At 41.9% G+C, this 23,533-nt stretch carries 23 protein-coding genes, 1 pseudogene and 2 other annotated features; all 24 genes and pseudogenes read right to left on the bottom strand.

Annotated elements, in window-relative coordinates; genetic code table 11:
• Positions 1 to 43: 43 nt before the first annotated feature.
• Positions 44 to 3,598, bottom strand: coding sequence for a DNA-directed RNA polymerase subunit beta (gene rpoB, locus A8F95_RS07220; protein ID WP_065409923.1), 3,555 nt, complete (start codon positions 3,596 to 3,598; stop codon positions 44 to 46).
• 240 nt (positions 3,599 to 3,838) lie between these two features.
• Entirely contained in the window at positions 3,839 to 4,447 is a 609-nt protein-coding gene (locus A8F95_RS07225; protein WP_065409924.1) for a class I SAM-dependent methyltransferase, read from the bottom strand.
• Between the two features lie 172 nt (positions 4,448 to 4,619).
• Positions 4,620 to 4,985 (bottom strand): 50S ribosomal protein L7/L12, encoded by a 366-nt coding sequence (gene rplL / locus A8F95_RS07230; RefSeq protein WP_049659336.1) that lies wholly within the window; start codon positions 4,983 to 4,985, stop codon positions 4,620 to 4,622.
• A 65-nt stretch (positions 4,986 to 5,050) separates the two neighbouring features.
• Positions 5,051 to 5,551, bottom strand: coding sequence for a 50S ribosomal protein L10 (gene rplJ / locus A8F95_RS07235; protein ID WP_049659334.1), 501 nt, complete (start codon positions 5,549 to 5,551; stop codon positions 5,051 to 5,053).
• A 71-nt stretch (positions 5,552 to 5,622) separates the two neighbouring features.
• Positions 5,623 to 5,766 (bottom strand) — a sequence feature (ribosomal protein L10 leader region).
• Positions 5,767 to 5,810: 44 nt separating this feature from the next.
• Positions 5,811 to 6,512, bottom strand: coding sequence for a 50S ribosomal protein L1 (gene rplA / locus A8F95_RS07240; RefSeq protein ID WP_049659332.1), 702 nt, complete (start codon positions 6,510 to 6,512; stop codon positions 5,811 to 5,813).
• A gap of 116 nt (positions 6,513 to 6,628) precedes the next feature.
• Complete coding sequence (gene rplK / locus A8F95_RS07245; RefSeq protein WP_041101809.1) at positions 6,629 to 7,054, bottom strand: 50S ribosomal protein L11; 426 nt, start codon at positions 7,052 to 7,054, stop codon at positions 6,629 to 6,631.
• Positions 7,055 to 7,221: 167 nt separating this feature from the next.
• Positions 7,222 to 7,755 carry a transcription termination/antitermination protein NusG gene (gene nusG, locus A8F95_RS07250; protein ID WP_065409925.1) on the bottom strand — a complete coding sequence of 178 codons (534 nt, stop codon included), beginning with the start codon at positions 7,753 to 7,755 and terminating at the stop codon, positions 7,222 to 7,224.
• 147 nt (positions 7,756 to 7,902) lie between these two features.
• Positions 7,903 to 8,088: a preprotein translocase subunit SecE gene (secE, locus tag A8F95_RS07255; protein ID WP_049659328.1), complete on the bottom strand. Its 186-nt coding sequence runs from the start codon at positions 8,086 to 8,088 to the stop codon at positions 7,903 to 7,905.
• A gap of 192 nt (positions 8,089 to 8,280) precedes the next feature.
• The gene (gene rpmG, locus A8F95_RS21650) at positions 8,281 to 8,427 is read right to left on the bottom strand and encodes a 50S ribosomal protein L33 (RefSeq protein WP_077247259.1); all 147 of its coding nucleotides are present in this window, start codon (positions 8,425 to 8,427) and stop codon (positions 8,281 to 8,283) included.
• A 68-nt stretch (positions 8,428 to 8,495) separates the two neighbouring features.
• Positions 8,496 to 9,146, bottom strand: coding sequence for an RNA polymerase sporulation sigma factor SigH (gene sigH / locus A8F95_RS07260; protein ID WP_065409926.1), 651 nt, complete (start codon positions 9,144 to 9,146; stop codon positions 8,496 to 8,498).
• A 65-nt stretch (positions 9,147 to 9,211) separates the two neighbouring features.
• On the bottom strand, positions 9,212 to 9,721 hold the full coding sequence (locus tag A8F95_RS07265) for an NYN domain-containing protein (protein ID WP_065409927.1): 510 nt from the start codon (positions 9,719 to 9,721) through the stop codon (positions 9,212 to 9,214).
• Positions 9,722 to 9,723: 2 nt separating this feature from the next.
• Positions 9,724 to 10,467: a 23S rRNA (guanosine(2251)-2'-O)-methyltransferase RlmB gene (gene rlmB, locus A8F95_RS07270; RefSeq protein ID WP_065409928.1), complete on the bottom strand. Its 744-nt coding sequence runs from the start codon at positions 10,465 to 10,467 to the stop codon at positions 9,724 to 9,726.
• An 18-nt stretch (positions 10,468 to 10,485) separates the two neighbouring features.
• Entirely contained in the window at positions 10,486 to 10,890 is a 405-nt protein-coding gene (locus A8F95_RS07275) for a Mini-ribonuclease 3 (RefSeq protein ID WP_065409929.1), read from the bottom strand.
• Positions 10,890 to 12,293 (bottom strand): cysteine--tRNA ligase, encoded by a 1,404-nt coding sequence (cysS, locus tag A8F95_RS07280; protein WP_049659318.1) that lies wholly within the window; start codon positions 12,291 to 12,293, stop codon positions 10,890 to 10,892. The genes A8F95_RS07275 and cysS overlap by 1 nt, the downstream gene beginning before the upstream one ends.
• Positions 12,274 to 13,023: pseudogene (epsC, locus tag A8F95_RS07285) on the bottom strand (serine O-acetyltransferase EpsC); the annotation flags it as partial. The gene cysS and the pseudogene epsC, both read right to left, overlap by 20 nt.
• Positions 12,991 to 13,220: a binding site (T-box leader), on the bottom strand. Its footprint overlaps the pseudogene before it by 33 nt.
• 44 nt (positions 13,221 to 13,264) lie before the next feature.
• Entirely contained in the window at positions 13,265 to 14,725 is a 1,461-nt protein-coding gene (gene gltX, locus A8F95_RS07290) for a glutamate--tRNA ligase (RefSeq protein WP_065409930.1), read from the bottom strand.
• A 57-nt stretch (positions 14,726 to 14,782) separates the two neighbouring features.
• A complete protein-coding gene (ispF, locus tag A8F95_RS07295) occupies positions 14,783 to 15,280 on the bottom strand; it encodes a 2-C-methyl-D-erythritol 2,4-cyclodiphosphate synthase (protein ID WP_065409931.1) in 498 nt (165 codons plus the stop codon).
• 19 nt (positions 15,281 to 15,299) lie between these two features.
• On the bottom strand, positions 15,300 to 15,986 hold the full coding sequence (ispD, locus tag A8F95_RS07300) for a 2-C-methyl-D-erythritol 4-phosphate cytidylyltransferase (RefSeq protein ID WP_065409932.1): 687 nt from the start codon (positions 15,984 to 15,986) through the stop codon (positions 15,300 to 15,302).
• Between the two features lie 14 nt (positions 15,987 to 16,000).
• On the bottom strand, positions 16,001 to 17,095 hold the full coding sequence (locus A8F95_RS07305) for a PIN/TRAM domain-containing protein (RefSeq protein WP_049659309.1): 1,095 nt from the start codon (positions 17,093 to 17,095) through the stop codon (positions 16,001 to 16,003).
• 110 nt (positions 17,096 to 17,205) lie between these two features.
• Complete coding sequence (gene radA / locus A8F95_RS07310) at positions 17,206 to 18,579, bottom strand: DNA repair protein RadA (protein WP_049659307.1); 1,374 nt, start codon at positions 18,577 to 18,579, stop codon at positions 17,206 to 17,208.
• A gap of 128 nt (positions 18,580 to 18,707) precedes the next feature.
• Positions 18,708 to 21,146 (bottom strand): ATP-dependent protease ATP-binding subunit ClpC, encoded by a 2,439-nt coding sequence (gene clpC, locus A8F95_RS07315; protein ID WP_049659306.1) that lies wholly within the window; start codon positions 21,144 to 21,146, stop codon positions 18,708 to 18,710.
• Between the two features lie 20 nt (positions 21,147 to 21,166).
• Positions 21,167 to 22,222, bottom strand: coding sequence for a protein-arginine kinase McsB (mcsB, locus tag A8F95_RS07320; RefSeq protein ID WP_065409933.1), 1,056 nt, complete (start codon positions 22,220 to 22,222; stop codon positions 21,167 to 21,169).
• Positions 22,222 to 22,764, bottom strand: a complete 543-nt coding sequence (gene mcsA / locus A8F95_RS07325) for a protein-arginine kinase activator protein McsA (RefSeq protein WP_065409934.1) — start codon at positions 22,762 to 22,764, stop codon at positions 22,222 to 22,224. Before mcsA ends, mcsB begins: the two co-directional genes overlap by 1 nt.
• Before the next feature lie 22 nt (positions 22,765 to 22,786).
• A complete protein-coding gene (locus A8F95_RS07330; protein WP_049659299.1) occupies positions 22,787 to 23,248 on the bottom strand; it encodes a CtsR family transcriptional regulator in 462 nt (153 codons plus the stop codon).
• Positions 23,249 to 23,533: the final 285 nt, after the last annotated feature.

A 23,533-nucleotide genomic window follows, 5' to 3' on the forward strand; every position in this document is an offset into this window, starting at 1 on the left:
ACAGCCGGAGAAAGCTGTTGGAATTCCCCGGCCTGCTAATAGATTAATCCGTTGAACTTACTTTTTCAGACAAGTTTTCTTCGGGGGCGATATTTAATGTATCTGCCTGTTGAATGTCATCCTCGTCTTCCAAATCACGCATTTCAATTTCCTGGTCGTCTCCAGACATAATCTTAACGTCCATTCCCAAACTTTGAAGTTCTTTAATCAAGACTTTAAATGATTCAGGAACTCCTGGCTCCGGAACATTTTCGCCTTTGACAATCGCTTCATATGTTTTTACACGACCAACAATGTCATCGGATTTGACAGTAAGAATTTCTTGAAGTGTATAAGCAGCACCATAAGCTTCAAGCGCCCACACTTCCATCTCTCCAAAACGCTGACCACCGAATTGAGCTTTACCTCCAAGCGGCTGCTGAGTAACGAGAGAGTAAGGACCTGTTGAACGGGCATGAAGTTTATCGTCAACCATGTGAGCCAGTTTGATCATATACATGATACCGACAGATACACGGTTATCAAACGGCTCTCCGCTGCGACCATCATAAAGGACAGTTTTCGCATCACGTGACATGCCTGCTTCTTCAATTGTTTCCCATACATCATCTTCTGTTGCTCCATCGAATACCGGAGTTGCTACGTGCATTCCTAAATAACGGGCAGCCATACCTAAGTGCAGCTCCATTACCTGTCCGATGTTCATACGTGAAGGTACCCCTAATGGGTTTAACATGATATCGATTGGCGTGCCGTCAGGAAGATAAGGCATGTCTTCTTCCGGTAAAATCCGGGAGATAACCCCTTTGTTTCCGTGACGTCCGGCCATTTTATCCCCTTCAGAGATTTTACGTTTTTGGACGATATACACACGAACAAGCTGATTAACGCCTGGTGGCAATTCGTCGCCATCTTCACGGTTAAACACTTTTACATCGAGGACGATTCCGCCGCCCCCATGAGGTACCCGTAAAGATGTATCACGCACTTCACGTGCTTTTTCTCCGAAGATCGCATGTAAAAGCCGCTCTTCTGCAGTTAATTCCGTGACACCTTTTGGCGTTACTTTCCCAACGAGAAGATCGCCATCTTTTACCTCGGCGCCGATACGAATAATTCCACGTTCGTCAAGATTGCGAAGCGCATCTTCCCCAACGTTTGGAATATCGCGAGTGATCTCTTCCGGTCCAAGTTTTGTATCACGTGATTCTGATTCATATTCTTCAATATGGATGGATGTATACACATCATCTTTCACAAGGCGTTCGCTCATGATGATGGCATCCTCGTAGTTATAACCGTCCCAAGTCATGAAGCCGACCATTACATTGCGTCCTAAAGCAAGCTCGCCTTTTTCCATAGAAGGTCCATCAGCAAGAATCTCGCCTTTTGTTACGCGGTCACCTACGCTTACGATTGGGCGCTGGTTGTAGCATGTACCTTGGTTAGAACGGATGAACTTAAGCAGGCGATACTTATCAAGGTCACCTTTTACTTCTTTTCCGTCTACTTCTTCTATACGACGTACCCAGATTTCTCTCGCTTCTACATGCTCAACAATTCCTGCTCGTTTACAAATAACGGCGGCTCCAGAGTCTTTACCTGAAACGTACTCCATTCCAGTACCGACAATTGGGGCTTCCGGCTGCATTAAAGGCACGGCTTGACGCTGCATGTTCGCTCCCATTAATGCACGGTTCGAGTCATCGTTTTCCAAGAACGGAATACAAGCTGTCGCAGCAGATACTACCTGTTTTGGTGATACGTCCATGTAGTCTACACGCTCACGTTTTACCACTGTGTTTTCACTTCGGAAACGGGCAACTACTTCTTCATCGGCAAACGAGCCGTCTGGATTAAGCCGGACGTTCGCTTGCGCTACTACGTAGTTATCTTCTTCATCAGCAGTCAAATAATCAATTCGGTCTGTTACTCTTCCTGTATCAGGATCTACTTTTCGGTACGGTGTTTCAATAAAGCCGAAACGATTCACCTTTGCATAAGTAGATAATGAGTTGATCAACCCGATATTCGGTCCCTCAGGCGTTTCAATCGGACACATACGGCCGTAGTGGGAATAGTGAACGTCACGCACTTCAAAGCCTGCACGCTCCCTTGTTAATCCACCAGGTCCAAGCGCTGATAAACGACGCTTATGCGTTAATTCTGCCAGCGGGTTTGTTTGATCCATGAACTGTGAAAGCTGGGAGCTTCCAAAGAACTCTTTGATCGATGCAATAACCGGACGAATATTAATTAATTGCTGCGGTGTAATCGTGTTTGTATCTTGAATAGACATCCGCTCACGAACAACACGCTCCATGCGGGATAATCCAATGCGGAATTGATTTTGGAGCAATTCGCCAACAGAACGAAGACGACGGTTACCCAGGTGATCAATGTCATCTGTGTCCCCTACTCCATATAGTAAGTTAAAGAAATAACCGATAGATGCGATGATATCAGCTGGTGTGATATGTTTTACATTCACATCTGGGAAGCCATTTCCAATAACATTAATGATCTTTTCATCTTCACTGTTCGGGGCATAAATCTTAATAGATTGAACAACGACATCTTCTTCTACTACCCCGCCTGATTGACGATAAGTTTTGAAGCCTACACCGTTTTCAAGGTTCGGTATAATCTTATCAAGTGCACGGCGGTCAAGAAGCGTTCCTTTTTCCGCAATAATTTCACCAGTCTCTGGGTCTGCCAATGTTTCAGCAAGACGTTGTCCAAAGAGACGATTTTTTGTGTGGAGTTTTTTGTTCATTTTGTAACGTCCCACACTAGCCAAATCGTAGCGTTTTGGATCAAAGAAACGAGAAATCAGCAAACTCTTAGCATTTTCGACTGTTGGCGGTTCGCCCGGACGCAAGCGCTCATAAATTTCAATAAGTGCTTTTTCCGTGCTCTCCGTATTGTCTTTTTCGAGCGTATTGCGGATATATTCGTTGTCACCTATAAGATCAATGATTTCTTGATCAGAGCCAAACCCGAGAGCACGCAACAACACAGTAACTGGTAATTTACGTGTACGGTCAATACGAACATATACAATATCCTTTGCATCTGTTTCATACTCCAACCAGGCTCCGCGGTTCGGAATAACAGTAGCAGTAAATCCGCGCTTCCCGTTTTTGTCCATTTTCCCGCTGTAATACACACTTGGGGAACGAACAAGCTGGGAGACGATAACGCGCTCTGCTCCATTAATAATAAATGTTCCTGTTTCAGTCATGAGTGGGAAGTCCCCCATGAACACTTCCTGATCCTTCACTTCACCAGTCTCTTTATTTAAAAGACGGACCTTTACTCGAAGCGGAGCAGAATACGTGACATCGCGCTCCTTAGACTCATCCACCGGATATTTCGGTTCTCCGAGACTGTAATCGATAAACTCCAATGCAAGGTTACCAGTGAAATCTTCAATAGGAGAAATATCCTGAAACATCTCTCTCAAGCCCTCATCAAGAAACCACTGATAGGAGGATGTTTGAATTTCAATGAGATTTGGTAATTCTAAAACTTCACTAATGCGCGCATAGCTTCTGCGCTGGCGGTGTCGTCCATACTGAACTAGTTGACCTACCAACTGATTCACCCCTCAAATCAAGCGTTTTAGTTGCCTATATGCTTCTTATAGCAGGCATTCAGCCTTACTGTAAGACAAAAAGAAAAAGGTTTTTTCAAAGAAAACCTCATTTTACGCGTGATGAACTATTATTTTAGCATCGTAGCCATTTCAACCACTAATTATACTATCTAAAAGAAATTATAGCAAAAATGGTCACAATTATTATTCTGGCATTTTATAATAATAACATAGAGCCATTTACGAGTCAACTTTTTCCGCCTTGATAATATAATACCCTTTTGAACGATCAATCATTTCAGCATTTCCAAAGAGTGATTCTATTTCTTTCAAAGCAGAAGGAGCCCCTTGCTTTTTTTGAATAACAACCCACAATGCTCCACCTTCAGCAAGCTTCTCATAGCTTTGATGAAAAAAATCAAACACCACTTTTTTACCTGCCCGTATAGGCGGATTTGTCAGCACAGCAGCAAACCCCTGTTCATTAACTTCTTCTAGGCGGTCGCTTTCATAAATTTTAACGTTCCCAATCTGGTTAAGAGCTGCATTTTCCTTCGCTAATGAAAGAGCTCGCTGATTTACATCGATCATGTGAACAGTTCTATCAGGAAAAGCGGAAGCAATAGAAAGACCGATCGGCCCATATCCACAACCAGCGTCAAGAAATGGCCCTTCTACTTCAGGAGACTCAAACGTTTCAATTAAAAGACGCGAACCAAAATCTACTTCTTTTTTAGAGAAAACACCTGTATCTGTTTTAAAGCGAAATTTCCGGCCCTTTAAAGTATATTCCCAAAACCGCGGATCACTCTCACTGCCGGGTGTCTGTGAAAAATAATGATTGGTCATATCTGCCCCTCCATCCTAACAATTTATTTAGAAAAGCGGAAGCGCCTTGACTCGCTGCAACAAGCATAAGACAGGCTCATGACTTTGAACAGCTACACAACAGAAAACAGAAGCGCCCGTTCATAAATAAAAGCCCGCTGGATCCAGCGGGCTTTGTATCTTTACTACTTAATTACTTAACTTCTACGCCAGCGCCAACTTCTTCAAGTTTAGCTTTGATTTCTTCAGCTTCTTCTTTAGAAGCTCCTTCTTTAACTGGTTTCGGAGTGTTATCAACAAGCTCTTTCGCTTCTTTAAGGCCAAGACCTGTAACTTCACGAACAACTTTGATAACTTTGATTTTTTGAGCGCCTGCTTCAGTAAGCACAACGTCAAACTCAGTTTTCTCAGCTGCAGCTTCTCCGCCAGCAGCTCCGCCTGCTACTGCTACTGGAGCAGCTGCAGTTACACCAAATTCTTCTTCAATTGCTTTTACTAAGTCGTTCAATTCAAGAACGGACATTTCTTTAATCGCATCAATGATTTGTTCTTTAGTCATTTTAAAGTTTCCTCCTTGTTTTTACTTTCTTTTTATTCGTTTAGGCTGTTTCTGAAAAAATCAGCTTACGCGCCTTGTTCTTCTTTTTGATCTGCAACTGCTTTCGCTGCAAGAGCGAAGTTGCGCATTGGAGCTTGTAGTACGCTGAGTAGCATAGAAAGAAGTCCTTCGCGAGATGGAAGTTCAGCAAGAGCTTTCACTTCTTCTACCGTTACAACGTTTCCTTCTAGAACACCCGCTTTAATTTCCAATGCTTCGTTTGCTTTAGCGAAGCTGTTAAGAATTTTTGCTGGTGCGATAACGTCTTCTGTACTGAATGCAATTGCATTCGGGCCAGTTAAGAATTCATCTAATCCAGAAATCTCCGCAGTTTCAGCTGCACGGCGAGTTAAAGTGTTTTTGTATACTTTAAATTCAACGCCAGCTTCACGAAGCTGCTTACGAAGTTCAGTTACTTGGCTAACTGTTAATCCACGGTAGTCTACGATTACTGTAGATGCACTGTTTTTAAACTTGTCAGCGATGTCGTTTACTAACTGTTTCTTTTGCTCGATTACACTGCTCATCTTTTACACCTCCTGTAGATTTCTATAGCAAAACAAATAATTTGCTATTCTGCTTGTCCATTCATACCTTAGATGAAAGTAAAAAACCTCCACGTCAGTAGACATGGAGGTTACGAAAAGTACAGCACAGAGCCACACTCTATATATTCGTATTACCTCGGCGGGAAATTAAGCTTTTCAGCACCTGCTGTCTACGGTATAAATGTTCAATTATTTTGCAACAAAATGAATTATATCAAATTCGAAATCTGTTGTCAACTTATTTTGCAACAGCTACAGAAGAAGGATCTACCTTGACGCCAGGACCCATTGTTGAAGTGATTGTAACATTCTTCATGTATGTGCCTTTTGCTGCAGATGGTTTAGCTTTTAACATTGTGTCAAAAATTGTGTTGAAGTTTTCAATTAACTTTTGGTTGTCAAAAGAAACTTTACCAATTGGCACATGGATGTTACCAGCTTTATCAACACGGTATTCTACTTTACCTGCTTTAATTTCTTGAACAGCTTTCGTTACATCAAAAGTAACTGTTCCAGTTTTAGGGTTTGGCATAAGACCTTTAGGTCCAAGCACACGACCAAGCTTACCAACTTCACCCATCATGTCAGGAGTAGCTACGATTACATCAAACTCGAACCAACCTTGTTGAATCTTGTTGATATAGTCTGCATCTCCTACATAATCTGCTCCAGCTGCTTCTGCTTCTTTCGCTTTTTCACCTTTCGCAAACACTAAAACTTTTTGTGTTTTACCAGTTCCGTTTGGAAGCACAACTGCTCCACGGATTTGTTGATCAGCTTTCTTTGGATCTACTCCAAGACGGAAAGCTGCCTCTACTGTTGCATCAAATTTCGCAAAGTTTGTTTTCTTTACTAATTCAACTGCTTCGTCAATAGCGTAAGTTGCTGTACGATCAACAAGCTTCGCTGCTTCTTGAAACTTTTTACCTTTTTTAGCCATTTAAAACTTCCTCCTTATGTGGTTTTAGCGGAATAACCTCCCACGAATAAAGGTTGCGTGTGAAGTAATTACGAAATACATTCACAGCGCAACCCTTGAACAACGTCTAAGAACAATTAGTCTTCAATCACAATACCCATGCTGCGGGCAGTTCCCTCAACCATGCGCATAGCTGCTTCAACACTAGCTGCGTTAAGGTCAGGCATTTTTGTTTCAGCGATTTCGCGAACTTTATCGCGTTTTACTGTCGCTACTTTATTGCGGTTTGGTTCACCGGAACCAGACTCAATACCTGCTGCTTTCTTAAGAAGTACAGCAGCCGGCGGAGTTTTTGTGATGAATGTAAATGAACGGTCTTCAAAAACCGAAATTTCAACTGGAATGATCAAACCAGCTTGATCCGCTGTACGTGCGTTAAACTCCTTACAGAATCCCATGATGTTAACACCAGCTTGACCAAGTGCAGGACCAACCGGCGGCGCAGGGTTTGCTTTGCCTGCAGGGATTTGCAACTTAACAACTTTAATAACTTTTTTAGCCACGAGACACACCTCCTTAAGTCCGTGATGTGGTATTTGGGGATTTCCCCTCCCACTCAATAACACCTTTATATTATAATAAAGATGGTCAATTAGAATTAGTCTGTCTTTAAGACATACTGACTTAAAAATATTATCATTATTTCCTTAATATTTCAAGATGTTTTCCATTATAATTTATCTACTTGGTTAAAATCAAGCTCAACTGGAGTTTCACGGCCAAACATATTTACGAGCACTTTTAATTTCGCTTTGTCATAGTCGATTTCTTCTACTGTTCCTTCGAAGTTTGCAAATGGGCCCTCGTTTACTACTACTGTTTCGTTTACTTCAAAGTCAGCGTCCTTACGTTTTTCATCCATACCCATTTGTTTTAAAATATTCTTCACTTCATCCGGCAGCAATGGTGTTGGTTTTGACCCGTGGCCAGAAGAACCGACAAATCCCGTTACTCCAGGTGTATTACGAACAACATACCAAGAATCATCTGTCATGACAATTTCAACTAAAACGTATCCCGGGAATACTTTTCGTTTTGTTACTTTCTTTTTGCCGTTTTTAATATCAGTTTCTTCTTCTTCCGGAACGATCACACGGAAGATTTTATCTTGCATACCCATGGATTCTACGCGTTTTTCCAGGTTAGCTTTTACTTTATTTTCATATCCTGAATATGTGTGTACAACATACCAATTCTTCTCCATAGAAAGGGACTAAGTGTCCTTCCCTCCTTTACTTTTGAAAAGCAAATGAAAAAACCCGTTGAAGCGGGCTTTTTTTTCTTCTCTATGATGTTTCATTATACCATATCAAAAAACAGTATATTCAAAACTAAACGGCAAAGTTGAAAATTATAGAGACAAAACCCATCGTACAAGAGATGAGATACCTAAATCAACCACCGTAAAAAAGATGGCCAAGAAAAACACAGTTGTGATAACTGTGATCGTATATCCTGTCAGCTCTTTTTTCTTTGGCCAGCTGACTTTTCTAATTTCCGACCCAACGTTGCGGAAAAATTGTGTTATGCTCGACATTTCGAACCCTCCAAAGGTGAAATCAACTTTTCTCAAAGGTGATTAGTTGTTGGCTGGCTATGGACGCCAGCTTGTCCGCTTTCACTCCACCTAGCCGCAGCGGCCAAAAATTCAGGTCTAAGCACACGCGGCAAAGATGACCTTTTCAGCGATTTTTTTCAATCTCTGCCAAGATTTGAACAGCGGCCCCACTTATTTAGTCTGTTTATGGATTGTATGGCTGTTACATGTTCGGCAAAATTTCTTTATCTCTAGACGTTCTTCGCTGTTGGCTTTGCTGTGAGTGGAATAATTTCTTGAACCGCATTCGGAACAAGCTAATATTCTCTTTTTTGTCATTTTAAGTCCACCTTATCTATCTCAATTGTAAAAAATAACATTATCAGTGGAACTAGTCAAGTCATTGCCTACAACGTGATTTCTTTAAACTCAAGATAACGCTCAAGCTTCCTCTTAACCCGCTGCAGCGCATTGTCAATTGATTTGACGTGGCGGTTAAGCTCTTCAGAGATTTCCTGATACGACTGCCCATCCAAATATAAAGCGAGCACTTTTCGCTCCAGGTCGCTTAATAGTTCATTCATCTTATCTTCAATACTACTAAACTGTTCACGATTAATGATCAATTCTTCGGGATTCATAATCTTTGCGCCTGTGATGACGTCCATTAACGTTCGATCGGATTCTTCATCATAAATTGGCTTATCAAGTGAAATGTAGGAATTTAACGGAATATGCTTTTGTCTTGTGGCTGTTTTAATAGCAGTAATAATTTGTCTTGTAATGCAAAGTTCAGCAAAAGCTTTAAACGTGGTAAGCTTGTCTTCCCGGTAATCGCGGATAGCTTTATAAAGTCCAATCATCCCCTCTTGGACAATATCTTCCCTATCGGCTCCAATTAAAAAATATGAGCGTGCTTTTGCACGGACAAAATTTTTATACTTATGAATCAAATAATCTAGAGCATCGCTATTCCCATTATGAACAAGTTCTATGAGGTGCTCATCTTGAAGCGTTTCCAATGTTGTATTGCTTGAACGGTTCAAACCCACACACATCCCCTCCGCCTGCAAAGCCATAGATAGCAACATTATACAGTACGAATTTTTCGAACGTCAATCTTTCATTTCTCACCACGGCGCCACTTTTCAAAAATTTCTGCCACCTCGTCGGTAAGAGAAATTTTTGAATGCACCTTTTTTTCATTAAATTTCTTAACGCTTTTCCCGATCTTTTTGTTGGTATGTTCTAATTCTACCAGTAGTTCTCGTGCAGAAATACGCAAAGCACCTTGGCCAAAAATAACCCACTGTTCTGTAAAATCAGAAGTCGCTACAGAAATTTGATTTTTAATATTATTTAATTCGATGGCTAGTTTTTCAATGCGCTCATCGGCCGACTCATTCTCTCGTGTAAAAATGACTTCTACCTTGGAATCCTTATACTTTTTTTCTGTTCCTTTAACATAATGGGCATCAAAAACAACAATGACCCGTCTGCCCGTGAACCCTTGGTATTCAGCCATCAGCTGAACGAGACGGTCACGGGCAGAGGCAAGATCATGTTTTTTCAGCTTTTGAAGTTCCGGCCAAGCACCAATAATATTGTAGCCGTCAACTATGAGGATGTTCATCGTTACTCCCCTAGAGGATGCCGCCTTCTGTACACTTCATACATCAATACGCTAGCCGCTACAGAGGCATTAAGAGACGTGACACGCCCAGCCATTGGAAGCTGAATCAAGAAGTCACATTTTTCTCTAATTAAGCGCCCAATTCCTTTTCCCTCACTGCCAATGACTAATCCGAGCGGCATCTTTCCGTCAAATCGTCGGTAGTCCTCCGCTCCTTTTGCATCTGTGCCAGCAATCCATACACCACGCTCTTTCAATTCATCAATGGTACGTGACAAATTAGTTACCCGCACAACCGGAATATATTCAATCGCTCCGGTGGATGCTTTTGCGACGGCAGCTGTTAATCCTACTGCCCGGCGCTTTGGAATAATAATCCCATGAACGCCTACTGCATCAGCCGTTCGCATAATTGATCCTAAGTTATGCGGGTCTTCGATTTCATCTAGCAGAAGAAAAAATGGTTCCTCTCCGCTCTTTTCAGCATTGGCAAATAAATCATCAAGCTCCGCATAGTCATATGCGGCCACGGAAGCCACGATACCTTGATGATTCTCATCACTCATTTGGTCAATCTTCTGTTTCGGTACAAACTGAACGAGAACATTTCTTTCTTTCGCTTTTTTGATAATTTGTTGTACCGGTCCTTTTTGTGCACCCTCGGCTATCCAGATCTTGTTGATTTCTCTATCAGATCTTAACGCTTCCAGTACAGGGTTTCTGCCTGCAATAAACTCTTTGGACACCTCAAGTCTCCTCCTTTCTTATTTATTTTCGGGTTGCAGACAAAAATCGATGATTTCCGCAAGCCGTTGTTCTTCTCCTGTTAAAAATAACATGCCAACCAGCGCTTCAAAGGCGGTGCTGTGCCGGTAAGTTTGCACATCTGTATTTTTCGGTATGGTCCCTGACTTTGCATTTCGTCCTCTTTTAACGATAGCCAGCTCCTCCTCCGATAAAAAGCCGCTTTCGATCATGCGATACAGCAAATTCGCTTGTGCTTTTGCAGAAACATAATGGGTCGCCCCTCTATGAAGTTGATTCGGTTTCACTTTCCCAAGCTCCAATAAGTGATGGCGGATATATACTTCATAAATCGCATCTCCCATATAGGCAAGAGCAAGGCTATTCATCTGAGCAGCCTCTTTTAATGGTTTAAACTCCAGCATTATGATCCTCTTTTCCAACGCGTGCCTTGCGGTGTGTCTTCTAAAATAATGTTCATTTCTTTTAGCTTATCACGAATCTCGTCCGCAAGCTGAAAATTACGGTCTTTTCTCGCTTGAATACGTTGTTCGATTAAGGCTTCCACTTCTTCATCTAAAAGCGCTTCTTCTACTTCCAACTTTAAGCCAAGTACGAAGAATAAATCTTCAAATTCTTTTAGAAAAGCATCAATAACCTGTTCGGACGTATTTTTTTCCATCAAATAATAATTGGCCTGCTTAGAAAGTTCAAATAAGACAGAGATGGCATTCGCTGTATTAAAATCATCATCCATTTCCTTCGTAAACGCTTGATGAAGCTCCTTTATTTTCTCTAGCCATTGCTCATCATTCTCTGTTAGGTTCGTGCTCGATTGCTTACGGTGCTTTAAATTTTCATAAGCAGTTCTTAAGCGGTCGAGAGCTGTCTTAGCATTTTCCAGCAATTCTTCGTTGTAATTAATCGGGTGTCTGTAATGAACAGACAACATGAAAAAGCGAAGTACTTGCGGATCAATTTGTTGAATAATGTCGTGTACGAGAACAAAATTGCCAAGTGATTTTGACATTTTTTCGTTGTCGATGTTGATATAACCATTGTGCAGCCAGTAGCGGGCAAATGGCTTTTCCGTTAGTGCCTCTGATTGCGCAATCTCGTTTTCATGATGAGGGAAAGTTAAGTCCTGTCCTCCGGCATGTATATCTATTGTATCGCCCAAGTATTTTCTTGCCATGGCGGAGCACTCAATGTGCCAGCCCGGGCGTCCTTTTCCCCACGGGCTTTCCCAATAAATTTCGCCTTCTTTTGCTGCTTTCCATAAAGCAAAATCTAGCTCATCCTCTTTCTTTTCGCCTACTCCAATTCTTGCCCCAACCTTTAATTCGTCTATCGATTGGTGGGAGAGCTTTCCGTACTCTGCAAACTTTCTTGTGCGGTAATACACGTCTCCTTCAGAAGCATAGGCATAGCCTTTTTCAATTAGGGTCTCAATAAACTCAATAATGATGTCGATATTTTCAGTTACACGCGGATGCACATCGGCTTTCTGGCAGCCAAGCGCTCCGGTATCCTCAAAATAAGCGTTGATAAAGCGTTCAGCGATTACCGGAACTTCTTCGCCTAATTCATTAGCTGCTTTGATCAGCTTGTCATCGACATCGGTGAAATTAGAAACATACGTAACGTCGTAACCGCTGTATTGAAAATAGCGGCGGACCGTATCAAATACGATAGCTGGACGGGCGTTACCTATGTGAATATAGTTATATACGGTCGGGCCGCATACATACATTTTTATTTTTCCCTCTTCTAAAGGAACAAAATCCTCTTTTTGCCTCGTCAATGTATTATAAAGGCGAATGGTCATTTACATGTTCTCCCTTCTTTGCTTCTTGAAGCTCTTGCTGCAGTCTGATGATTTCTCTTTCCATTGAAGAAAGGCGGTCTGCAATTGGATCCGGTAAATCATGGTGATTAAGATCTTTTTGTACCTTTTTCCCGTCACGGATAACAATCTTCCCTGGGATCCCCACAACCGTTGAGTTTGGAGGCACATCTCTTAAAACAACCGAACCCGCTCCAATTTTAGAGTTTTCCCCAATGGTGATAGAACCAAGCACTTTGGCACCTGATGCAATTAACGCATTGTCTTTAACTGTTGGATGCCGCTTCCCTTTTTCTTTACCTGTACCTCCGAGTGTAACGCCTTGGTACAAGGTTACATTGTCGCCTATCTCACACGTTTCTCCAATCACAACGCCCATCCCATGGTCAATGAAGAGACGGCGGCCAATCTGAGCACCTGGGTGAATTTCTATACCGGTAAAAAAGCGGCTAATTTGAGAAATAAGGCGGGCAAGAAAGAAAAATTTTCTTTTATAAAAACCATGCGCCAGCCGATGCCCCCAAATCGCATGCAATCCGGAATAAGTTAAGATCACTTCCAAGTAACTGCGTGCAGCAGGATCCTGCTCAAAAATCGTATCAATGTCTTCTTTCAGTACTTTAAACACTCCCATTGCTATCCTCCTTTTGGAAAAACAAAATAAAAACGCCTCTGTATAGACAGAGGCGTTGTATCGACGCGGTTCCACTCTGTTTGAAAAACAGACTACTGTCCGTTTATTCAACTCTAAACTGATAACGGGTGTTCCCGCCGCTGCTTACTCGTATACCTTTCAGCAGCGGACTCAGAGGGGCATTTCAATAATTGAGCGGCTTAAACCGTTCGCAGCCGGTGACGGTTCTCTCTGTAAAGCATCAATTATTTACTTCTCCTCATCAACGCTAGTGTATAAATATGGTGTATCTTTAATATATTATATTTTGGTTGAAATGTTAACTACCGATCTTACGAAGACGCTCGACAACTTTTTCCTTACCTAACAATTCAATCGCTTTTGGCAAGTCAGGTCCATGTGTTTGGCCCGTAACAGCTGCACGGATCGGCATAAATAATTTTTTGCCTTTATGGCCTGTTTCTTTTTGAACGGCCTTCATGGCTTTCTTAATTTCTTCTGCTTTAAATTCATCCATCGCTTCAACTTTTTCCAAAAATGAAGCCATTACTTCAGGCACTTGCTCTTCTTCAAGAACAGTCTTTGCTTCGTCTTCATAACGAATGTCCTCTCTAAAGAACAGCTCTGACATTTCTACAATTTCTGCACCAAAGCTCATTTTTTCCTGATAAAGTCCGATTAACTCGCGTACCCATTCTTCTTGTTCAGGAGAACGTTCGGCAGCAATCCGGCCGACTTTTACAAGGTGAGGCACCGCAAGCTCTACCACACGGTCTAAATCTACCTTTTTCATGTATTGATTATTCATCCATGCCAGCTTCTGCTGATCGAATAAAGCTGGAGACTTAGACAAGCGGTTAGCATCAAACATCTCAATAAACTCTTCTTTGGAGAAAATCTCTTCTTCACCAGCGGGAGACCAGCCTAATAAGGCAATAAAATTAAACAGCGCTTCTGGCAAATAACCAAGCTCTTTATATTGCTCAATAAATTGAATAATAGACTCGTCACGCTTACTTAGCTTTTTACGGCTTTCGTTCACGATCAATGTCATATGACCGAAAGTTGGCGGCTCCCAGCCAAGTGCATTATAAACGAGCAGCTGTTTTGGTGTATTAGAAATATGGTCATCTCCACGCAGTACATGAGTCATCTTCATTAAATGATCATCGATCGCTACAGCGAAGTTATAAGTCGGTGTTCCGTCTTTTTTCACGATAACATAATCACTAATACCATCTGATTCAAAGGAAACTTGTCCTTTCACCATATCATTGAATGTGAGCATTTCCCCGGCAGTGACTTTAATGCGGATACTCGGCTTTCGTCCTTCCGCTTCTTTTTCAGCTCTTTCCTCAGGCGTTAAATGGCGGCACTTGCCAGAATAGCCAGCCATGTCTTTTCCTTCTGCCTGCTGCGCTTCCCGCTCGGCTTCAAGCTCTTCTTCCGTACAATAGCATTTATAGGCTTTTCCTTCTTCTAACAATTGATCATAATATTTTTTATAAATATCATTCCGCTCCGATTGACGGTAAGGACCGAATTCGCCTTCTTTATCGACACTCTCGTCCCAATCAATACCGAGCCATTGCAAATATTTGAGCTGGCTTTCTTCTCCGCCCTCAATGTTTCGCTTTTGATCGGTATCTTCAATTCTGATAATAAACTTCCCGCCTTGATTCCGGGCAAATAAGTAGTTAAAAAGCGCCGTGCGCGCGTTACCAATATGTAAATGACCTGTCGGACTTGGCGCATAACGCACGCGAATATCGTTTGCCATCTTATGTTCCTCCTCAAATCGTTCGTGTAACTTTTTTTATTTTACCACCAGCTTTTCTTAGAAGGAAGAGGGTTCCCCTTCTTTTGCTATTAATAAAACAACCGCTTGGGCAGCAATTCCTTCTTCTCTGCCAATAAATCCTAGTTTCTCTGTTGTCGTTGCCTTCACATTTACCTGGGAAATATCTGCTTCTAGTAACCCGGCGATTCTTTCCCGCATTTGTCCGATATAAGGTGCCATTTTAGGTCTTTGCGCCATAATCGTGCAGTCTACATTACCGAGAACAAATCCTTTTTTCTTCACGATCTTCCATACATGCTCAAGTAAAACAGCCGAGTCAGCGTCTTTGAACGCTGGATCTGTATCCGGAAAATGACGGCCAATATCCCCTTCTCCTACCGCACCAAGAACAGCGTCTGTTACCGTGTGCAATAGAACATCTGCATCTGAGTGGCCAATTAACCCTTTCTCATGCGGGATGGTTACTCCTCCAACAATTAGTGGCCGATTTTCCGCAAATTCATGTACATCAAAGCCTTGTCCAATTCGAAACATACTTTTTCTCCTTCAACCTCTATAGTAATTTTCTTTTTTGAATAATCGCTTCTGCAAAAACGAGATCTTCTGGTGTTGTCAATTTTATATTATCATAGTCGCCTTCTACAATTTGAACCGGTATGTTAGCTCTTTCAGCCAAAGAGGCCTCATCTGTGCCAACATAGTGATCCACCTGAGCCTTTTCATGTGCCTGCATAATCAACGGCATACGAAAAGCTTGTGGTGTCTGAACGGACCACAAGCTTGAGCGTTCAACTGTCTCAGCAACTATTCCGCCTTCTACACGCTTAATCGTATCTTTTACAGGAACAGCCGCAATGGCTGCTCCTGTTTCCCCTGCTTTTTCTACTAGTCGGCTAATGATCGGTATCGTGATAAAGGGCCTTGCTCCATCATGAACAAGTACAATGTCGGTCAAGTTTGCTTCCTTTAAGCCGTTATACACACTCTCCTGCCGCTCAGCACCGCCATGAACTAACTTCTTTACTTTAGAAACCTCATACTCAGAAACTAAATTCGAGAACATAGATGCTTCCTCTGGCTGAACAACAAGGATAATGCCATTACAATTAGGATCTTTCTCAAAAACCTCCAGCGTATGAATGATAACTGGGCGGCCACGCAACAAGAGCAGCAGCTTGTTTTTGTCTGCTTTCATTCTCGTTCCCCGGCCGGCAGCTGGAATGACTACTTGATAATTCATATTCCCCTGCTCCTTTAAAGCGCTTTTTCTATTAGCTTCGGCTTAGCAAAGATCATTCGGCCAGCTGATGTTTGCAGCACACTTGTCACAATCACATCAATTTGCTTGCCAATGTAATCACGGCCCTCTTCTACGACGATCATTGTTCCGTCATCTAAATAAGCAATTCCTTGCCGCTGTTCTTTTCCGTCTTTTATCACGAGAACTTTCATTTCTTCTCCCGGAATGACCAATGGTTTTACCGCATTAGCGAGGTCGTTAATATTTAGGACCTGTACCTTTTGCAGCTCACACACTTTGTTTAAGTTAAAGTCATTCGTGACGACAATGCCGTTCATTTCTTTTGCCAGCTTCACCAGCTTGCTGTCTACTTCCTGAACATCTTCAAAGTCCCTCTCCACAATTTCTACATCGACCGGAATGTCTTTTTGAATGCGATTCAAAATATCAAGCCCTCTCCGGCCCTTCGTGCGCTTAAGTGTATCAGAGGAATCTGCAATGTGCTGCAGCTCTTCTAACACAAACTGCGGGATAATTAAGCAGCCTTCTAAAAAGCCTGTTTGGCAGATGTCAGCGATTCTGCCATCAATAATAACGCTCGTATCCAATAGTTTAAATGACTTTTGTTCTAAAGGCGGGTTATCCATCGTCTCCGCTTCTTTCTTCCTGTTACCTCTATTAATCGTGAATAAATTCGTCATTTCATCACGTTTCTTGAAGCCAACCTGGAAGCCAAGATACCCCAATAATATTGTTAAAAAAATGGGGGCTACTGTATTGACGATCGGTATTTCGATGGAGTTCAATGTATTTCCGGCTAGAAAAGCCACGATCAATCCTAAAATAAGCCCTAAGCTTCCTGAAAGAATGTCAGTTAACGGGGCCGTGACAATTCGGTCTTCCATCCATTTAACAAAATCAATAATATAATCTACAGCCCAAAACGTTAGCATATAGAAAATGATCGCCCCTATGACGACTGCAACGTATGGATTATTAATTAAAGTTAAATGATCTAAATGAATAAGCCTTAATAAGTCCGGAATAAGAATAATGCCAAGTGTTCCCCCTAAAATAATAAAACCCGCCTGCACGAGACGCTTCAACATCCTGACTTCACCTCCCTGTTATTATTATAAACACTTTCTTCCAGATACAATCGCTTTTTTGAAAAAATGCCTAAAAGCCTGCGGATAGCCCTGCAGGCCAACCTGCAACATCACTTGCCAAATACAAACTGTAATGCTTCGTTAACAGTAGAAACGCCGACTGTTTCTACTCCTTCTGGTACTTTCCAGCCACCAAGATTATTAGCAGGAAGAATAATTCTAGTAAATCCAAGTTTGACTGCTTCATTCACTCTTTGTTCTATTCTTGAAACACGTCGTACTTCTCCTGTCAGGCCAACTTCCCCTATAAAACAATCAGCTGGATTCGTCGGCTGATCACGAAAGCTAGAAGCAATACTTACAGCAACAGCAAGGTCAATCGCTGGTTCATCAAGCTTTACACCACCGGCTACTTTTAAATAAGCATCTTGATTTTGCAATAAAAGCCCCACACGCTTTTCCAGAACAGCCATTAAAAGTGTTACACGGTTATGATCGATTCCAGTCGCCATTCGCCGCGGATTTCCAAAAACAGTTGGCGAAACGAGGGCCTGAATTTCAACGAGGACCGGTCTTGTTCCCTCCATAGAAGCCACTACCGTTGACCCCGAAGATCCTTGAGAACGCTCTTCAAGAAAGATTTCTGAAGGATTTTCTACTTCCTCTAATCCTTCCTCTTTCATTTCAAAGATCCCCATTTCATTCGTAGAACCGAAGCGATTCTTCACCGCTCTTAAAATTCGGTACGTATGATGACGTTCTCCCTCAAAATATAACACAGTATCCACCATATGCTCCAATAATCTGGGTCCAGCAATAGATCCTTCTTTCGTAACATGCCCCACGATAAAAATGGCAATGCCATTCATTTTAGCTATTCTCATTAACTCAGCCGTACATTCTCTTACTTGAGAGACACTGCCAGGCGCCGAGGTTACCTCTGGGTGATAGACCGTCTGAATAGAGTCAATAATTACGAAGGATGGGGAGAGCTGCTCAATCGCCGTGTGAATTAACTGTAGATTCGTTTCTGAATAGATAAAGAGTTCTTCTTCCCTTACAGCTAATCTTTCCGCTCTTAATTTGGTCTGCTTAACAGATTCTTCGCCGGAAATATATAATACCCTGCTTTTATTTGCTGATAGTTGAGCAGAAACTTGTAACAACAGGGTAGATTTCCCGATTCCTGGGTCGCCGCCAATTAAAACGAGTGAACCAGGAACGACTCCTCCACCGAGCACTCGGTTAAATTCTTTTAGCTTCGTTTTCACACGGGGTTCTTGAATCGTTTCTACATTTGAGAGCTTCGTTGGTTTGGAAGCAGTCGTCTGTTCTGAATGCATAAAAGTCCTTTTAGGCGTTCCAGTAATCGCTACTTCCTCCACCATTTGATTCCATTCTCCACAACCTGGACAGCGCCCCATCCACTTTGCCGACTCATAACCACAAGATTGGCAAATAAATTTTGTTTTTTTCTTCGCCATGTTTGTTCCACCTCTTTATATAATTCCTTCCAAAAAAGCCGGCTCTATAATAAAAAGCCTGGCGCCCCCTAGCGCTGCTATAAATAGCAGCTCATATAGGAGGAGCCGGGCATTATGGGACAGCCTCTTTATTTTGCAGTCGATGGTTCTTTAGTTCTTACAACAAATTCGCCGTCTTCTACATCTACTAATACTTGCTGGCCTGCTAAAACCTTTCCTTTCAGCAATTCTTCTGATAAGCGATCTTCCACCTGCTTTTGCAGGGCACGACGTAATGGGCGCGCTCCGTACTCTGGATCATAGCCCTCATCGGCAATTTTCTCCTTCGCACGATCAGATAAATCGACAATAATATCTTGTTCTTTCAGACGTTTTGTCAATTGATCAGCCATTAATGTAACAATTTCTTTTAGATGCTTCTTCTCTAAAGCATGGAAGACGATAATTTCATCAATACGGTTGATGAATTCAGGACGGAATGCCCGTTTTAATTCTTCCATTACTTTGCCCTTCATATCTTTGAAATCCTGCTCATCATCTTGAATGTTAAATCCAACAAATTTATTGCGGCGCAATGAATCCGCTCCAACATTTGATGTCATAATCAATACGGTATTGCGGAAGTCTACGGTGCGCCCTTTCGAATCCGTTAAGCGGCCGTCTTCTAATACTTGCAATAAAATGTTGAAAACATCCGGGTGAGCCTTTTCAATTTCATCGAGCAAAATAACGGAATATGGTTTGCGGCGAACTTTTTCAGTAAGCTGGCCGCCTTCATCATAACCTACATAACCTGGAGGTGATCCGACGAGTCGGGATGTCGAATGTTTCTCCATGTACTCGGACATGTCGATACGAATCATCGCATCTTCATCACCAAACATGGATTCAGCTAACGCTTTAGCGAGCTCGGTTTTACCGACTCCTGTAGGTCCCAGAAAGATGAAAGAACCAATTGGACGTTTCGGATCTTTCAATCCTGCTCTTGCCCGGCGGACAGCTTTAGAAACAGCTTTTACGGCCTCTTCCTGACCAATCAGGCGAGAGTGCAAGATCTCTTCCAATTTAAGCAAGCGCTCTGTTTCTGTTTGAGCTAATTTCGAAACCGGGATTCCCGTCCAGCTTGATACAACCTTGGCGATATCCTCTACTGTTACTTCACTGTTCTCTTTACCTTGCTTTTCTTTCCAGCTATTTTTCGTTTTTTCTAACTCTTCCCGTAGCTTTTGCTCGGCATCACGGAGGGAAGCCGCCTTTTCAAACTCTTGGCTTTGAACAGCCGCATCTTTTTCCTTGCGAATGCCTTCTAGTTTTACCTCCAGCTCTTTCAAGTTAGGAGGAGTAGTAAACGAGCGCAAACGAACTTTTGAACCAGCTTCATCAATTAAGTCGATCGCTTTATCAGGAAGGAAGCGGTCAGAAATATAGCGGTCAGACATTTTGACAGCTGCATCGATCGCTTCATCCGTAATCGAAACACGGTGATGCGCTTCGTAGCGATCTCTTAATCCTTTTAATATCTGAATGGACTCTTCTAATGTTGGCTCATCCACTTGGATTGGCTGGAATCGCCGTTCAAGAGCTGCATCTTTTTCAATGTATTTGCGGTATTCATCAAGCGTTGTCGCACCGATACATTGCAATTCACCGCGAGCGAGAGACGGTTTCAGAATGTTAGAAGCATCAATAGCTCCTTCTGCGCCGCCTGCTCCAATCAACGTATGAAGCTCATCAATGAATAGAATAATATTGCCTGCCTGGCGGATTTCGTCCATTACTTTCTTTAAGCGATCCTCAAATTCACCGCGATATTTTGTTCCTGCTACAACAGTACCCATATCAAGAGTCATGACACGCTTATTACGAAGCGTTTCGGGTACTTCATTATTAACAATTTGTTGAGCGAGACCTTCAGCAATCGCTGTTTTACCTACACCAGGCTCCCCGATCAGGACTGGGTTATTTTTCGTTCTTCTGCTTAGAACCTCAATAACACGCTGTATTTCCTTGCTACGCCCAATTACAGGGTCTAAGCTGCCTTCTCTCGCAATGACGGTTAAATCGCGAGCCAAGCCATCAAGTGTAGGCGTATTAGCATTCGATGTAGAGCCGCCTTGGTGGCCATTTGTTTCGTTGTTGCCGAGCAGCTGAAGAACCTGCTGTCGTGCTTTATTTAAGCTAACACCCAAGTTACTCAGAACACGAGCCGCTACACCTTCTCCTTCGCGGATTAGTCCAAGTAATATGTGTTCTGTTCCAACATAAGAATGACCGAGCTTTCTTGCTTCGTCCATTGATAATTCTGTTACCTTTTTAGCGCGAGGAGTGTAATGAACCGTTTGAGAGCTTCCTTCTCCTCTGCCGATTAAATTCTCGACTTCTTCTTGAATTTTCTCTGCGCTGAGTCCAAGCCCATAAAGTGCTTTCGCTGCAATGCCTTCTCCTTCACGCACTAGACCTAATAAAATATGCTCTGTGCCAATATTGCTGTGTCCTAGACGAAGTGCTTCTTCCTGTGCAAGCGCTAATACTTTCTGTGCTCTTTCCGTAAAACGACCAAACATCATATCCATCCATCTCCTTTACATCAACAATTTTCTTCTAACTGTAGCCGCTCTCTTATCAAGGCTGCACGCCGGATATCCCTTTCTTCAGGACGGAGCGGTCCGCCGGCATATTGTTGTAAAAAGCCTGGTTGTGTCAAAATCATTAACTCATTTAAAATACTTCTAGAAACATTATCAATATAACCGATATCGATTCCTAATCTTACATCTGATAAGCACTGAGCAGCTTCTTTTGTTTCGATAATGCGGCTATTTGTTAATACACCATAAGAACGGAATACTTTGTCTTCCAAACGGATAGAAGATGTGTTGGCTAACGCTTCTCTTGCTGACTGTTCATGCGCGATAATCTGGTGGACAATACTGATCAAATCTTCTACTATATCCGCTTCTGACTTGCCTAATGTTAACTGGTTCGATATTTGAAAAATATTGCCTAAAGCTTCACTGCCTTCTCCATATATACCTCTGACCACAAATCCAAGCTGGCTAATCGCAGGAACAATCCGGTTAAGCTGCTGAGTTAATATGAGTCCCGGCAAATGGATCATAACAGATGCCCGTAAGCCTGTGCCCACGTTGGTTGGACAACTCGTTAAATACCCTCTCTGTTCATCAAAAGCATACTTAACTTTCGCTTCAATTGCATCATCAAGATCATTTGCTTTTTTGAGTGTTTCTTTTAACTGTAAGCCCGGAGAAAGGCATTGAATTCGAATATGATCTTCTTCATTAACCATAATACTAATGTCTTCTGATTCTGAAAGAAGAACAGCGCCATAAGCAGAGGTATCGGCTAGATAAGGACTAATTAAATGCTTCTCTACGAGCACTCTTTTTTGTAATGAAGATAAGTCCTCCATCTTTAATAACTCCAGGAGATACTTTTCCTGAACCCCCTCACTGATCCTGGCAATCATCTCTTCAGCTTGGTCTGCTTTTAAAAGGGAAGGAAAATGATAATCCTCTAGATTTCGCGCTAGACGAACTCTAGAGCTTAAAACAATATCTGCCTGAGGCCCTTCATTGTTCATCCAGGAGCTGACAGCCTGGTTAATAAACTTTTCTAGAGACATCACGACTCTCCTCCTTCAGAAAGCACTTTTTTTTCGAGAGAGCGGATTTGATCGCGAATGTCAGCTGCCAATTCAAACTCTTCATCGGCGATCGCCTGTTGAAGTCTTCCTCTTAATTCAGCTATTTCTCTTTTCAAATAAAGGGTACCGCCAATTCTAGCTGGTATTTTTCCTGTGTGTACGGTATTGCCATTTTGCAACCTTTTTAATATGGGAGTAAGTTGATCTTGAAAGGCTTCATAGCAATGAGCGCAGCCAAACTTTCCTCTATTCACAAATTGTTGAAAAGTAGTTTGGCAGCTATCGCATTTTAAAACCTTCTGTTGTGGATACTGAGCAGGCTGCGATGAAAAAGGGGTATTGAGGTTGAATAAGCCCCCAAGCAAGTTACCTATAGAAAAATCAGGATGCTCGCTAAACATATATTGCTCTCCTTTTTCTTGTGCACACTTTTCACATAAATGCAGTTCTGTCTTCTCACCATTTATTGCTTTAGTGAAATGAAGTGAAGCAGGTCTCTCTTTACAGCTTTGACAAATCAAAGAGAACCACCTCCCTTATAGATTATTTATATTTCAAGGCCATTAGCATAGAAGTAATCATTCTTGCACGCAGTTCGTCTCTTTCAGGAAGATCAATATATAAAACAGAACGATCCATTACGCTAATCATGATTTTTGCCTCACGCTCTGAGATTACTTTCTCTTCCACCAAGCGATAAATTAAATTTTCTGCCGCAGACTGTGAAATTTGGCTGCCTACTAGTGAAACGAGTTGTTCAATTAAATCATACTGGTCATGCACTTTTACTTTAATAATACGGATATAACCTCCGCCACCCCTCTTACTCTCTACCACATATCCTTTTTCAATGGTAAAGCGTGTATTGATCACGTAATTAATCTGCGAGGGAACGCACTGAAACTTTTCAGCTATTTCGTTTCTTTTAATTTCTACGATTTCACTTCCGCTCATTTCCAGGACCCTTTTTAAGTAGTCCTCGATAATATCAGATATATTACGCATCAAACCTCCTCCATTTCTGACTTTGACTATATTTGACGTTAATTATACATGAAAACTTGAAGGATTTGCAATTTTAATGTATGTACTTGATGTTCATTTTTGACCCTTTTTAAAAAATTTAACCTCTTTAAAAATATATTTCTATATTCCACTCCTTAAGACAAACTAAACCTAAAAAGAAGCTTATAAATTTTTAGAAAAGGCGCTTGATAAAATTCGACAAATTTAGGGTATTCGACAAAATTTTAAAAACAACAAAAAAAGAACAGCTAAATGCTGTTCTTT

Source organism: Pseudobacillus wudalianchiensis, assembly GCF_001685015.1.
In the GTDB taxonomy this organism is placed as follows: Bacteria; Bacillota; Bacilli; order Bacillales; family Domibacillaceae; genus Pseudobacillus; species Pseudobacillus wudalianchiensis.